The organism is Enterobacter sp. RIT418 (genome assembly GCF_003057745.1).
Classification (GTDB): domain Bacteria; phylum Pseudomonadota; class Gammaproteobacteria; order Enterobacterales; family Enterobacteriaceae; genus Enterobacter.
The window spans coordinates 57,877-70,796 of the sequence record NZ_QBJD02000013.1 but is presented as its reverse complement, the minus strand read 5'-3'; the positions used below and the strand labels follow the sequence as shown (position 1 = coordinate 70,796).

General features: G+C 57.8%; 16 protein-coding genes. 6 read left to right on the top strand and 10 right to left on the bottom strand.

Annotated features, from left to right (window positions below; translation table 11 throughout):
• Nucleotides 1-80 precede the first annotated feature (80 nt).
• From DBY73_RS15845 to DBY73_RS15835, 3 genes are all read left to right on the top strand, one after another.
• Nucleotides 81-929, top strand: a complete 849-nt coding sequence (locus DBY73_RS15845; protein ID WP_112012028.1) for an SDR family oxidoreductase — start codon at nucleotides 81-83, stop codon at nucleotides 927-929.
• 81 nt (nucleotides 930-1,010) lie between these two features.
• A complete protein-coding gene (locus tag DBY73_RS15840; RefSeq protein WP_112012027.1) occupies nucleotides 1,011-1,835 on the top strand; it encodes an AraC family transcriptional regulator in 825 nt (274 codons plus the stop codon).
• Nucleotides 1,836-1,910: 75 nt separating this feature from the next.
• Nucleotides 1,911-2,876 (top strand): DMT family transporter, encoded by a 966-nt coding sequence (locus tag DBY73_RS15835; protein WP_112012026.1) that lies wholly within the window; start codon nucleotides 1,911-1,913, stop codon nucleotides 2,874-2,876.
• Nucleotides 2,877-2,954: 78 nt separating this feature from the next.
• Here the strand turns inward: DBY73_RS15835 and DBY73_RS15830 are convergent, their stop codons facing one another.
• Nucleotides 2,955-4,604: a methyl-accepting chemotaxis protein gene (locus DBY73_RS15830; RefSeq protein ID WP_112012025.1), complete on the bottom strand. Its 1,650-nt coding sequence runs from the start codon at nucleotides 4,602-4,604 to the stop codon at nucleotides 2,955-2,957.
• A 247-nt stretch (nucleotides 4,605-4,851) separates the two neighbouring features.
• Between DBY73_RS15830 and ytfE the strand changes: the two genes are divergently transcribed.
• Nucleotides 4,852-5,514 (top strand): iron-sulfur cluster repair protein YtfE, encoded by a 663-nt coding sequence (gene ytfE / locus DBY73_RS15825; protein ID WP_112012024.1) that lies wholly within the window; start codon nucleotides 4,852-4,854, stop codon nucleotides 5,512-5,514.
• Nucleotides 5,515-5,611: 97 nt separating this feature from the next.
• Here ytfE and cycA read toward each other — a convergent pair whose 3' ends face one another.
• Together cycA and fklB are read right to left on the bottom strand one after the other, a co-directional pair.
• Nucleotides 5,612-7,021 (bottom strand): D-serine/D-alanine/glycine transporter, encoded by a 1,410-nt coding sequence (gene cycA, locus DBY73_RS15820; protein WP_112012023.1) that lies wholly within the window; start codon nucleotides 7,019-7,021, stop codon nucleotides 5,612-5,614.
• Nucleotides 7,022-7,328: 307 nt separating this feature from the next.
• Entirely contained in the window at nucleotides 7,329-7,949 is a 621-nt protein-coding gene (fklB, locus tag DBY73_RS15815) for an FKBP-type peptidyl-prolyl cis-trans isomerase (RefSeq protein ID WP_181573247.1), read from the bottom strand.
• Between the two features lie 233 nt (nucleotides 7,950-8,182).
• Between fklB and DBY73_RS15810 the strand changes: the two genes are divergently transcribed.
• Nucleotides 8,183-8,818 carry an OapA family protein gene (locus DBY73_RS15810; protein WP_112012021.1) on the top strand — a complete coding sequence of 212 codons (636 nt, stop codon included), beginning with the start codon at nucleotides 8,183-8,185 and terminating at the stop codon, nucleotides 8,816-8,818.
• Between the two features lie 36 nt (nucleotides 8,819-8,854).
• Here DBY73_RS15810 and DBY73_RS15805 read toward each other — a convergent pair whose 3' ends face one another.
• From DBY73_RS15805 to rpsF, 5 genes are all read right to left on the bottom strand, one after another.
• On the bottom strand, nucleotides 8,855-9,088 hold the full coding sequence (locus tag DBY73_RS15805) for a hypothetical protein (protein WP_112012020.1): 234 nt from the start codon (nucleotides 9,086-9,088) through the stop codon (nucleotides 8,855-8,857).
• Nucleotides 9,089-9,174: 86 nt separating this feature from the next.
• The gene (rplI, locus tag DBY73_RS15800; protein ID WP_112012019.1) at nucleotides 9,175-9,624 is read right to left on the bottom strand and encodes a 50S ribosomal protein L9; all 450 of its coding nucleotides are present in this window, start codon (nucleotides 9,622-9,624) and stop codon (nucleotides 9,175-9,177) included.
• Between the two features lie 41 nt (nucleotides 9,625-9,665).
• Complete coding sequence (rpsR, locus tag DBY73_RS15795) at nucleotides 9,666-9,893, bottom strand: 30S ribosomal protein S18 (protein ID WP_000135199.1); 228 nt, start codon at nucleotides 9,891-9,893, stop codon at nucleotides 9,666-9,668.
• Nucleotides 9,894-9,897: 4 nt separating this feature from the next.
• Nucleotides 9,898-10,212, bottom strand: coding sequence for a primosomal replication protein N (priB, locus tag DBY73_RS15790; protein ID WP_014068638.1), 315 nt, complete (start codon nucleotides 10,210-10,212; stop codon nucleotides 9,898-9,900).
• Between the two features lie 6 nt (nucleotides 10,213-10,218).
• Nucleotides 10,219-10,614 carry a 30S ribosomal protein S6 gene (gene rpsF / locus DBY73_RS15785; RefSeq protein ID WP_014068637.1) on the bottom strand — a complete coding sequence of 132 codons (396 nt, stop codon included), beginning with the start codon at nucleotides 10,612-10,614 and terminating at the stop codon, nucleotides 10,219-10,221.
• A 342-nt stretch (nucleotides 10,615-10,956) separates the two neighbouring features.
• On the opposite strand from rpsF, the gene yjfY reads away from it, so the two are divergent.
• Nucleotides 10,957-11,232 (top strand): DUF1471 family protein YjfY, encoded by a 276-nt coding sequence (gene yjfY / locus DBY73_RS15780; RefSeq protein ID WP_112012018.1) that lies wholly within the window; start codon nucleotides 10,957-10,959, stop codon nucleotides 11,230-11,232.
• A 140-nt stretch (nucleotides 11,233-11,372) separates the two neighbouring features.
• On the opposite strand, the gene DBY73_RS15775 is transcribed toward yjfY, so the two are convergent.
• Both DBY73_RS15775 and DBY73_RS15770 read right to left on the bottom strand, forming a co-directional pair.
• The gene (locus DBY73_RS15775; protein WP_112012017.1) at nucleotides 11,373-12,059 is read right to left on the bottom strand and encodes an L-ribulose-5-phosphate 4-epimerase; all 687 of its coding nucleotides are present in this window, start codon (nucleotides 12,057-12,059) and stop codon (nucleotides 11,373-11,375) included.
• Complete coding sequence (locus tag DBY73_RS15770; protein ID WP_112012016.1) at nucleotides 12,046-12,912, bottom strand: L-ribulose-5-phosphate 3-epimerase; 867 nt, start codon at nucleotides 12,910-12,912, stop codon at nucleotides 12,046-12,048. Before DBY73_RS15770 ends, DBY73_RS15775 begins: the two co-directional genes overlap by 14 nt.
• Nucleotides 12,913-12,920 lie beyond the last annotated feature (8 nt).

Here is a 12,920-nt window from a genome sequence, read left to right as displayed (position 1 = left end):
ACCTTTTTGTGCGTACTTACTTTAAGTTAGCTATGGTGATAGTGTGCCACAACACCAGACAAACACGAAGGAGATTTACCATGATCGCGATTACCGGCGCTACCGGCCAGCTGGGCCAGCACGTTATTGAAGAGCTGTTGAAAACCGTTCCGGCAGGCCAGATTGTGGCCATCGTGCGTAACCCGGCGAAAGCCGACGCGCTGAGCCAGCGGGGAATTATCGTTCGTCAGGCGGACTACGCCGACCAGGCCGCATTCACCGCCGCGCTGGGCGGCGTGGATAAGCTGCTGCTGGTCTCCTCCAGCGAAGTGGGCCAGCGCGCCGCGCAGCATCAGAACGTGATTAACGCCGCCAAAGCGGCTGGCGTGACGTTTATTGCCTACACCAGCCTGCTGCACGCGGATACATCCCCGCTGGGTCTGCACGTTGAGCACGTCGAAACCGAGAAGGCGCTGGCGGAATCGGGCATTCCTTATGCCCTGCTGCGCAACGGCTGGTATACCGAAAACTACCTGGCGAGCGCGCCACCGGCCCTGGAACACGGCGTTTTTATCGGTGCCGCAGGCGAAGGCAAGATTGCCTCCGCGACCCGTGCGGACTACGCCGCAGCGGCCGCGAAGGTGATTTCCGAGGATGGCCACGCGGGCAAGGTCTATGAGCTGGCGGGCGATAACGCGTGGACGCTGAGCGAGCTGGCGGCCGAGCTGAGCAAACAGAGCGGCAAGCCGGTGGCGTACCAGAACCTGAGCGAGGCCGATTTTGCCGCCGCGCTGAAGGGCGTTGGGCTGCCTGCCGGGCTGGCGGAGATGCTGGCGGATTCCGACACCGGCGCATCCAAAGGCGGCCTGTTCGACGACAGCCGCACCCTGAGCGCGCTGATCGGCCGCCCAACCACGCCGCTTTCGGAGAGCATTAAAGCCATCCTGTAAATGTTACAAACTGGTTATTTTTTGTGGCATCCCCTCGGGTCATCTCTGATAATGGAGAGATGACCTATGAGGAGGCTCACCGTGCAAGGCGTACCGGACCAGTTCATTGATGAGAGAGACAGCGCGCGCTTTCGCCACCTGGCGCAGGTGCCGGGCATCGAACTGTATCACGCGCATATCTCCGGCTATGCCTTTGAGCCTCACACCCACGAAGCGTTCGGCATCGGCACGATTGAAACCGGCGCCGAGCGCTTTCGCTATCGCGGCACGCAGCACCTTGCGCCGGAAAAATCCGTTGTCACCATGAACCCGGATGAGATCCATACCGGGGAGTCTGCGACCGACGACGGCTGGCGCTATCGGATGGTTTACATCGAACCCGACCTGCTGGAGGAGGTGACCGGCCTCCGCCACTGGTGGTTTAGCGACGTCACGCGGTACGATCCCCTGCGCTCCGTCCAGATTGGCCGGCTGATTTACGGCCTGTGGCATACGGACGATCCGCTTGCGCAGAAGGGGCTGCTGCTGGATCTGATCGAGACGTTTCAGCCGCTGGCCCGCCACGCGCCCGTTATTCGGGAAGGAGTGCATCGCTTCGAGCGCGTGCGGGAATACCTGCACGATAACTATATGCATTCCCTGACGCTGGACGAGCTGGCGAGCGTGGTGTCGCTTAGCCCGTACCACTTCCAGCGCCAGTTTAAGGCCCATTTCCACGTGACGCCGCACCAGATGCTGATGGCCATCCGCCTTTGGCGCGCCAAGGCGTTCCTCACCCGCGGCATGCCCGCCGCCGACGTCGCCGCCGCAGCCGGGCTGACCGATCAGTCGCATCTGACCCGCGCGTTTACCCGCCGCTACGGCATTACGCCCGTGCGCTACCAGAAGCAGGTCGTTCAGCGCTAATGCGCAACCTCATACAATACGGATGCGGTTTTCCTGCCTAGACTGCATGCCGGGTTAAGTGATTGGGAAAGAAAGATGATTAGCGGCGTGTTGTATGCCCTGCTTGCAGGTCTGATGTGGGGGCTGATATTTGTCGGCCCTCTGATCGTGCCGGAATACCCGGCGGTATTGCAGTCCATGGGGCGCTATCTGGCGCTGGGGCTGATTGCCCTTCCTCTCGCCTGGCTTGGCCGCGCGAGGCTGCGCCAGCTGAGCCGCAAGGACTGGCTCACCGCGCTGGCGCTAACCATGATGGGCAACCTCATCTACTACTTCTGCCTGGCGAGCGCCATTCAGCGCACGGGCGCGCCGGTATCTACCATGATTATCGGCACGCTGCCGGTGGTGATCCCCGTCTTTGCCAACCTGCTGTATAGCCAGCGGGACGGCAAGCTGGCGTGGGTAAAGATGGTGCCAGCGCTGGCGTGCATTGCCGTCGGGCTGGCGTGCGTGAATATTGCCGAGCTGAGCCACGGCCTGGCCGATTTTAGCCCGTGGCGCTACGTCTCCGGCATTCTGCTGGCCTGTGTGTCCGTGGTGTGCTGGGCGTGGTATGCCCTGCGCAACGCCCGCTGGCTGCGCGAGAACCCGGACAAACACCCGATGATGTGGGCCACGGCACAGGCGCTGGTGACGCTTCCCGTCTCGCTGGTAGGCTACGCGGGCGCCTGCCTGTGGCTGGGGAGCCAGCAGCCAGAGTTTGCTTTGCCGCTGGGGCCGCGCCCGTGGGTGTTCGTCGGGCTGATGATCGTCATCGCCGTGCTGTGCTCCTGGGTCGGCGCGCTGTGCTGGAACATTGCCAGCCAGAAGCTGCCGACGGTGATCCTCGGGCCGCTGATCGTCTTCGAAACGCTGGCCGGGCTGCTGTATACGTTCCTGATGCGCCAGAGCGTGCCGCCGCTGCTGACGGCCTGCGGGATCGCGCTGCTGGTGGTGGGCGTGGTGATAGCGGTGAGGGCAAAGCCGGAAAAACCAACGGTGGTTCCGGCGTCGGATGTGTGAGCATTGCCCGGCGGCGCTTCGCTTGCAGGGCCTATAAAACCGTAGGCCGGGTAAGCGTCAGCGCCACCCGGCATGTTGTTAAAACGTTTCCCAGTTCGCTTCAGGCGCCGCTGCTACCGGCTGCGCTTTTGGGGCATAGGTTTTCACCGGTGCGGCTTTTACCGCCTGGCTGCGGGTAATTTTAAACACCGCGACGGCCTCGTTCAGGCGCGCCGCCTGATCTTCCAGCGCGGCTGCCGCCGCGGCAGATTCTTCCACCAGCGAGGCGTTTTGCTGCGTCACGCGATCCATCTCGGCAACCGCCTGACCCACCTGATCGATACCGCGGCTCTGCTCGTCGGAGGCCGACGCAATTTCGCCCATGATGTCGGTGACGCGGGTGACTGCATTCACAATCTCCGCCATGGTTGACCCGGCTTCATTCACCAGCTGGGATCCCGCGCTGACGCGTTCGCCGGAATCATCGATCAGCGCCTTGATCTCTTTCGCCGCCTGCGCGCTGCGCTGGGCGAGGGTACGCACTTCGCCCGCCACGACCGCAAAGCCGCGCCCCTGCTCGCCCGCCCGCGCCGCTTCCACCGCCGCGTTCAGCGCCAGAATGTTGGTCTGGAAGGCAATGCCGTCGATCACGTTGGTGATCTGGGCAATTTTGCTGGAGCTGGTGGCGATCTCATCCATCGTGCGCACCACGCCTTCGACCACGCTGCCGCCCTTCTTCGCCGTGGATGACGCGTCAAGCGCCAGACGAGAGGCCTGACGGGCGTTGTCGGCGTTTTGCTTCACCGTCGCGGTCAGCTGTTCCATGCTGGCAGCCGTCTCTTCCAGAGACGCCGCCTGCTGCTCGGTGCGGGAGGAGAGATCGTTGCTGCCCGCCGAAATCTCGCCGGCCCCGGTGTAAATGGTATCTGCGCCTTCACGCACCGCGCCGACCGTGTTCGCCAGCGACGTTTGCATCTCCTGCACGTTGCGCGCAAGGATGGCCATCTCATTTTTTCCCTCCGCCTGAATCGGCTGGGTTAAATCGCCTGCGGCAATCGCGCGGATATGGCTGATGACGTCCTGCAGCGGCAGCAGCAGCACCCGACGCATCGCGATCCAGCTGGTAATAATGACGGCAATGACCAGGATCATGACCGCGGAAAGCGTCCACATAATGCGCTTGTAGTCGCTCTCATTATCCTTAATGCCGGCGTTTGTGAGCTTTGCCTGCGCCTCGCGCCATTCCCCGTAGACGCGCTGCATCGCCACCTGCTTTTGTTCGGCATTCTGCTTGAACATATCTTCCAGGTTGCCCTGCGCCAGCAGGGTGTTCATTTGTGCCAGCGTCGAGGAGTAGTTGCGGTATTCCGCCTCCAGGCGATCCGCGAGGCTCTCGTCCATGCCCGGCGTTTCCGGCAGCGCGTAGTATTTGTCGTAATGCGCCTGCGCGTCGGCCAGCAGGTTTTTCGCGGTGGTGACCAGCTCGTTCAGCTGTCCGCCGTTAATTTGGTTCGCCATGCTGCTTTGCAGGCGCAGCATGCCGCGGTTCAGGGTCACGCGCGCCTGGTTCAGGCTGATCCACGCGTCGGTAAATTCAGCAACGTTCTGGCTGGAAAGCTGGGACACCGTGAAATTGTGCTTATCGTTATTGAGCGCATTAATAAAAATGCCGGCGGAGATCAGCTGCATGACGCCGAGGACGAGCAGCACCGAGATCAGAAGGGTTATCACTTTTATACGTTTAAACATGCTTGGCCTTGTATGTGCAGGATATATTGTCAGACCTGTATCTATCGGCAGGCGAAGCGGGTTGTTTACGGCCTCTGCGCCTTTAAAAACTTTCGAAAGGAAATTCCCGCGTTCATTCAGCAGGTTAATGAATAAGATTTTTTTGTGATCGGCATAACATTTTCACCCTTGCCTCTAAAGGGTTATAGCCTCGGCTTAAAGATGCATTTAATATGCATCTTATATTCTTGATAACGAGGTAACTGCTATGGCCTTCCGCGACCAACCCCTGGGCGAGCTGGCGCTCTCCATCCCCCGCGCTTCCGCGCTGTTCCGTAAATACGACATGGACTACTGCTGCGGCGGTAAGCAGACGCTGGCGCGCGCCGCCTCGCGCAAGGAGCTGGACGTTGAGGTTATTGAAGCCGAGCTGGCAAAGCTGGCCGAACAGCCGATAGAGAAAGACTGGCGTGCCGCACCGCTTGCGGAAATCATCGATCACATCATTGTGCGTTACCACGACCGCCACCGCGAGCAGCTGCCGGAGCTGATTATGCAGGCAACCAAAGTGGAGCGCGTTCACGCCGATAAACCTTCCGTTCCGCGCGGCCTGGCGAAATACCTGACCATGCTGCACGAAGAGCTTTCCAGCCACATGATGAAAGAGGAGCAGATCCTGTTCCCGATGATTAAGCAGGGCATGGGCAGCCAGGCGATGGGGCCCATCAGCGTGATGGAGAGCGAACATGATGACGCGGGCGAGCTGCTGGAAGTGATTAAACACACCACCAACAACGTGACGCCGCCGCCGGAAGCGTGCACCACGTGGAAAGCGATGTATAACGGCATTAACGAAACGATCGACGACCTGATGGAACACATCAGCCTTGAGAATAACGTGCTGTTCCCGCGCGCCCTGTCCGGGGAATAAAAAAAGGCCGCTACAGCCTGATGCCCTCACACCGGCCCTCTCCCACGGGTAGGGGGTGCAAAAACTGAAAACGGCAACCGAAGTTGCCGTTTTGCTTTTACCTTATGCCCGCCATACGTTTCTTACCGATAAACAGCCAGCCCAGCCCCAGCGCGATGAACCACAGCGGCGTAACAATCAGCGCCTGACGGGTATCGTCTTCCAGCGTGAGCAACACCAGCACGAAAACGAAGAACGCCATGCACACCCAGCACATCAGCTTGCCCAGCGGCATCTTGTAGATCGACTTCTCATGCAGCTGTGGACGCTTTTTGCGGTACACGAGGTATGAGCACAGGATAATGGTCCAGACGAACATGAACAGGATCGCGGAGACCGTGGTGATCATGGTGAACGCCCCAATCACGCTCGGGTTCACGTAGAGCATCACCACGCCGCCCAGAAGGCAGATGCAGGAGAAGGTCAGCCCTTTCGCCGGTACCGCGCGCTTAGAGAGCTTAGCGAACGCGCTCGGCGCCACGCCCTCCTGCGCCAGGCCGAACAGCATGCGGCTGGTGGAGAACACGCCGCTGTTCGCGGAGGAAGCCGCTGAGGTCAGCACCACGAAGTTAATCAGGCTCGCCGCAGCAGGCAGCCCGACCAGCACGAACAGTTCAACGAACGGGCTCTTGGTCGGCACGACCGAGCTCCACGGCGTTACGGACATAATCACGATCAGCGCGAAGACGTAGAACATGATGATGCGAATCGGAATCGAGTTGATGGCGCGCGGCAGGGATTTCTCCGGATCTTTGGTTTCCGCTGCCGTGGTGCCCACCAGCTCAATGCCGACAAACGCGAACACCGCAATCTGGAAGCCCGCAAAGAAGCCGCTAATGCCTTTAGGGAACCAGCCGCCGTCGTCCCACAGATGGGTAAACGAGGCCTGAACGCCCGTTGGCGACTGGAAGTGCGTCAGCACCATCACCAGGCCGACGACGATAAGCCCCACAATGGCGACAATCTTGATCATCGCGAACCAGAACTCCATTTCGCCGAACATTTTCACGGTGGCGAGGTTAAGGCTCAGCAGCAGAACGATGACCGCCAGCGAGGCCACCCAGTCCGACAGGCCGGGGAACCAGAACTGCGCATAGGCCGTTATCGCAACGACGTCCGCCATCCCGGTGACCACCCAGCAGAACCAGTAGGTCCAGCCCGTAAAATAGCCCGCCCACGGGCCAAGCAGATCGGACGCGAAGTCGCTGAAGGATTTGTATTCGAGATTCGAGAGCAGCAGCTCGCCCATTGCCCGCATCACGAAAAAGAGCATAAAGCCGATGATCATATACACGAAAATGATCGACGGCCCGGCAAGGCTGATGGTTTTGCCCGATCCCATAAACAGCCCAGTGCCAATGGCACCGCCGATGGCGATAAGCTGAATATGACGGTTTGTGAGATTTCGCCGTAGCGACTGTTCAGACTCCGCCTCTTCTGCGGCGGCGACTTTGACCTGATCTACCATGTGATTTTCCTGTTTGTGCCTGTCTGTGTTGTTAAGGCTCTTCTGGCCTTTAATTGCGTCAAGAAGTGACGGTCCCGGTTAAGGACTCATCGATAGTAGGTAAGAATCGGCGGGATGAATACTATGATTTGAATATAATGTTAATTATATGTTTAAAGTGAGTGTCATATCACTCATACAACGCGAAACAGCTCACAAAAATACACGCAACGTGTACATTTGCAAGATAAAATGTTGATTCCGGCGTAACTATAGGTTTTCTCGCTATTTTCCCCTCCCGCGCGGGGAGAGGAAAAACGTATGTCGATTACAGGATTTCCAGCAGCTCGACTTCAAACACCAGGGTGCTGAACGGCGGGATGGATGCGCCCGCGCCGCGCTCGCCGTAGGCCAGGTTATGAGGAATGGTCAGTTCCCATTTAGAGCCTACCGGCATCAGGGTCAGCGCTTCGATCCAGCCTGCGATCACGCCGTTGACCGGGAACTCAGCCGGTTCGCCGCGCTGTACGGAGCTGTCAAAGACGGTGCCGTCAATCAGCTTACCGGTGTAATGCACGCGAACGTGGTCGGTGCGCGCCGGGATAGCGCCATCGCCCTGCTTAATCACGCGGAACTGCAGGCCGGATTCGGTGCTGCTCACGCCTTCACGCTCGCGGTTCTCTTCCAGGTACTTCACGCCGTCGGCCGCCATCTCTTCGAAGCGCGCGCGACGTACCGCGTCAGCACGTTCGTGGATTTCGCGCAGCGCACGATGAACAACGTCAACCGGAACGGCCGGATGGTTACCTTCCAGCGCGTCCGCAATACCCGCCACCAGCGCTTCTGGTAGCAGACCTTCCAGGCCGGATTCGCTCAGCTGCTGGCCTACCTGCAAGCCGATACCGTAGCTTGCCTGCGCTTCGATAGTGTCAAAAGTCGGGGTGGTCATGGGTTTTCCTTCCATCACATTTAAAGTAGCGGGCAGCATAGCAGCCATGCCTTTATGGGTAAAACTTTGTCTTAAGTTAAGGTGACAAATTGCGGTGAAACAGAAACAATAGGCGGGATCAGGATTAATCCCGAACTGATGTCACGGATGTCGGGTTTGCTACGCCGTTCAGGCAGTTAGCCAACTATACTTCGAAACACAGGATAAAAAAGACGCGGAGCAGGAGGAGAGCCATGCCCGGGCGATTTGAACTGAAACCTACCCTGGCGAAAATCTGGCATGCGCCGGACAATTTTCGCATCATGGACCCGCTGCCTCCATTGCACCGCAAAGGGATTATCATTGGCGCGCTGCTGGTGATCCTCGGCTTCCTGCTTCCTTCCGGCGGCGATGACGTCGAGACGGCACCGGTAACCCGCAACGCGGAGCTGAATATCCAGTCGCAATCACAGCCGCAGCCTGACGCGCAGCCGATGCAGACGCAGCTGGTGACGCCCTCTAACGACCCTGGACAGGTAGCCCCGGTGGAGCCGGAACCGGTTCAGGAAGAGCAGCCACAGGAGCAGGCCGCGACGACAGCTGAACCGCAGGCTACGGGCATTGAGCAGCAGTGGCGTTCCTATCGCGTAGAGCCGGGCAAAACCCTTGCCCAGCTGTTCCGCGATCATAACCTTCCCCCAACAGATGTTTATGCTATGGCGCAGGTTGAGGGAGCAGGAAAGCCGCTCAGCAATCTGCAAAACGGCCAGATGGTGCAAATTCGCCAGAACGCCAGCGGCGTGGTCACGGGCCTCACCATCGACACGGGAAATGGGCAGCAGGTGCTCTTTACCCGTCAGAACGACGGCAGTTTTATTCGGGTACGATAATGTTCCAGCCGGGTAGGCGAAACCACCGCCCGGCCGTTATCCGTTTGCCCTGTTCACCCACCAAATCCCCGAGCAGACCAGCACGTAGTCGAGCGCCTTGTTATAGCTCAGCCTGTCGTTGTGGTTAAAGTAGTGCGCCAGCGGCACGATGAAGAAGGTAGCGGGATGGCGGGCAAAGACGGGTGCAGGCAGAGCGGTATCCCTGGCAAATCTCAAAATAAAATGACGCTTCACTTTATTAACAGAGATGGACTCAGGAATAACGGCCATACAAGATGCAAAGATTGACTTTCTGCTGTGCAAAAAAGCAAAACGCCGGCACAAGGCCGGCGCTTTGACGCGAGCAGAGTAAAAAATTACTCAGCTACAACGTTAACAACCAGTTTAGCGAACACTTCGCTGTGAACCTGGAAGTCAACTTCGTGCTCACCAGTGGTACGCAGAACGCCGTTCGGCATGCGAACTTCGCTCTTAGCCACTTTAACGCCAGCTGCAGAAACTGCATCAGCGATATCGCGGGTACCGATGGAACCGAACAGTTTACCTTCGTCGCCAGATTTAGACGCGATAGTAACGGTGCCCAGTGCGTTGATTGCTTCAGCGCGAGCGTTAGCAGCCGCCAGAACGTCAGCCAGTTTGGCTTCCAGTTCAGCACGACGTGCTTCGAAAAACTCTACGTTTTTCTTAGTAGCTGGAACAGCTTTACCCTGTGGAACCAGGAAGTTACGTGCGTAACCCGCTTTAACGTTAACCTGATCACCCAGGCTGCCCAGGTTTGCTACTTTATCAAGCAGAATAACTTGCATTACCTTATCCTCTTAAAGTCGTATTAATGGACCGTGCCCGATTACTGATGACGATCAGTGTACGGCAGCAGGGACAGGTAGCGAGCGCGTTTGATAGCGCGAGCCAGCTGACGCTGGTATTTTGCACGAGTACCGGTGATACGGCTTGGGACAATCTTACCGCTTTCGGTGATGTAGTTTTTCAGCGTTGCGATATCTTTATAGTCGATCTCTTGAACGCCTTCCGCGGTGAAACGGCAGAACTTGCGACGACGGAAATAACGTGCCATATGGCTAGTCTCCAGAATCTATCAAATCAATCTGCTCGGCATGCAGAACCATTTTGCTCAGACCGTTCTTTGCCTTGTGGCAAGAGATGAACCCCTGAACGATTACTGCGCTACCGACCGTTATACTGTGAGTAATGGCCTGGTTTTCGTGTCCGCTAATAATAACGGGCATTTGGCACCACGCCTGCCGGTGAAAGCCGGCTTCCTCTTGCACAGAACGATGCTCAAGCACGAACTGGCAATGCGGAATTCCTGATGGGCTGACCTTTCGAAGGGGGGTCCTGCACACGGTACCGGACAACACCAGACGGTTGGTCATCAGAAATTACTCTTCAGAATCCCCAGCATCAGAATCATCTGCGGTTTCGTTTGCGAAATCATCGCGACGCTCACGGCGCTCGTCTTTCGCTTTAACCATCGGAGATGCTTCGGTCACTGCGTTTTTGGTACGCATAACCATGCTGCGGATAACGGCATCGTTGAAGCGGAAGGTAGTTTCCAGCTCATCGATCACTTCCTGCGGCGCTTCAACGTTCATCAGAACGTAGTGTGCTTTGTGCAGTTTGTTGATCGGGTAAGCCAGCTGACGGCGGCCCCAGTCTTCCAGACGGTGGATCGTACCTTCTGCACCAGTGATGGCAGCAGAGTAGCGCTCGATCATGCCCGGAACCTGTTCGCTCTGGTCAGGATGGACCATAAAAACGATTTCGTAATGACGCATCGAATTGCTCCTTACGGATTATTCAGCCTCCTGTCTGGGTCAGCCGAGGCCCGGGGAGGCAAGGAACGTGTTAAAGGTCGGCCGAAAAATTGACGCGTCATAATACTTGCGCGCCCCGGGAAACTCAAGCTGATTGCACAAATAATTCGCACTAAGCGCAAAGCGGGTCTAAGTGGGTGATTTAAAATTAATCACATCCGGAAGCGTTGTTTTTTTGAACAACAGCATCAGAAATGGTCAGCATTCCCCGTCAGAGAAGCGGTTACACTTTAATCAAAGCCCATCCGATACAAAAGGAGAGCAAATCACCGTCACATAGCACGCAGTCGTGGAGCGTATATCATGAAAAAAATCGCAATTGCCGTGATGGCTGCACTGTTGCTCAGCGCAAACGCGATAGCAGCCATCAGGCTAGACGGCCGTCAGGCCAGGAACATGGATGATGTGCAAAGCTTAGGCGTAATCTACATCAATCATAATTTCGCCACTGAAAGCGAAGCAGATCGGGCGCTTAATCAAGAGACCGATGCCCGGGGCGCAACCTATTATCACGTCATCTTAATGCGTGAACCCGGCAGCAACGGCAATATGCACGCCAGTGCAGATATTTACCAATAACGTTTTACGCTAGCACCAGGAAAGCCAACGAAGAAAAGAGCCATAATTAAATTCGCCCCCTGCCCGGGGGCTTTTTTTTTGCATGAATGGCCCTGAAATACCCACCGGTTACAACTTTTTTGGTAATCCAGAGCACTTATTCACTTCTGCCCGTAATAGGCGTTCGGACCATGCTTGCGCATGAAATGCTTGTTCATCAGGTAATCATCGATGCCCTGAAGCTGCGGGTTAATGCCGCGAGCGATCCACGCCATTCGCGCCACCTCTTCCAGCACGACCGCGTTATGCACCGCATCGTGCGCATCTTTCCCCCAGGCGAACGGACCGTGCTGATACACCACGATTCCCGGCGTATGCAGCGGCTCGTGCTCACCCAGCGTTTCAACGATGACCTTGCCGGTGTTGAGCTCGTATTCGCCCTCCACTTCGGCCTGCGTTAACGCGCGCGTGCAGGGGATGTCGCCAAAGAAGTAGTCCGCATGCGTAGTCCCCAGCGCCGGAACCGCCAGCCCGGCCTGTGCCCAGGCGGTGGCGTGCGTGGAGTGCGTATGTACCACCCCGCCCAGAGAGGGATAGCGCCGATACAGCGCCAGATGGGTAGCGGTATCCGAAGAAGGACGCCACTGTCCCTCTACGACGTTACCCTCAAGGTCCACGACAACCATATCGTCGACCTTCATGGTCTCATACGCCACTCCGCTGGGCTTGATGACGATCACGCCGCGTTCACGGTCAATCGCGCTGACGTTGCCCCAGGTGAAGGTCACCAGGCCATAGCGCGGCAGATCCATATTGGCTTCAAAGACCTGCTGCTTAAGCGTCTGCATGTTCTTCCTCCAGCAATCCTGCCCGCGCCATGCGCTCGCGCACCCAATCGCGCGCCTTCGCCACTTCCGCTGCCGGGTCGTCCGACGTTTCGCTCCACATCTCAATCAGATATGGCCCGCAATAGCCTGTCTGCTTGAGCGTCTGGAAGCACCGTTCGAAATCCACCACCCCGGTGCCGAACGGAACGTTTTTGAACACGCCTGGACGGGTATCTTTGACGTGAACCGCCACGATATGCCCAATGCCCGCCTGCAGCTCCATCTGAACGTCGTTATCCCATGCCGACAGGTTGCCGATGTCGGGATAAAGCTGGAACCACGGGTTATTCAGGTAGTGCGCATAGCCCAGCGCCTTACTGATGGAGTTCATTAACGGATAGTCCATGATTTCCATCGCCAGCGTCACCTGCGCACGGCTTGCCATATCGACGCTCTCTTTCAGGCCATCACGGAAGCGACGGCGCGTTTCGTCATTCGCTTCCTGATAGTAAACGTCGTACCCCGCAAGCTGGATCACGCGAATGCCCACGTCCTGCGCGAAGCGAATGGCTTTGCGCATGATCTCCAGCCCCTGAGCGCGCACGGCATCATCTTCACTCCCCAGCGGGAAGCGACGGTGGGCGCTGAGGCACATGGACGGCACGCGCACGCCGGTTTCCGCCACCGCGCTCACCAGCGCCAGACGCTGCTCCCGGCTCCAGTCGAGGCGAGACAGGCGCTCATCGGTTTCATCTACCGACATTTCGACAAAATCGAAACCCAGCTGTTTCGCCAGCTGCAACCGCTCCAGCCAGCACTCCCCCGCGGGGAGTGCCTTTTCATAGATGCCTAGCGGGACCTGTTTTGACAACATAGCCGCTC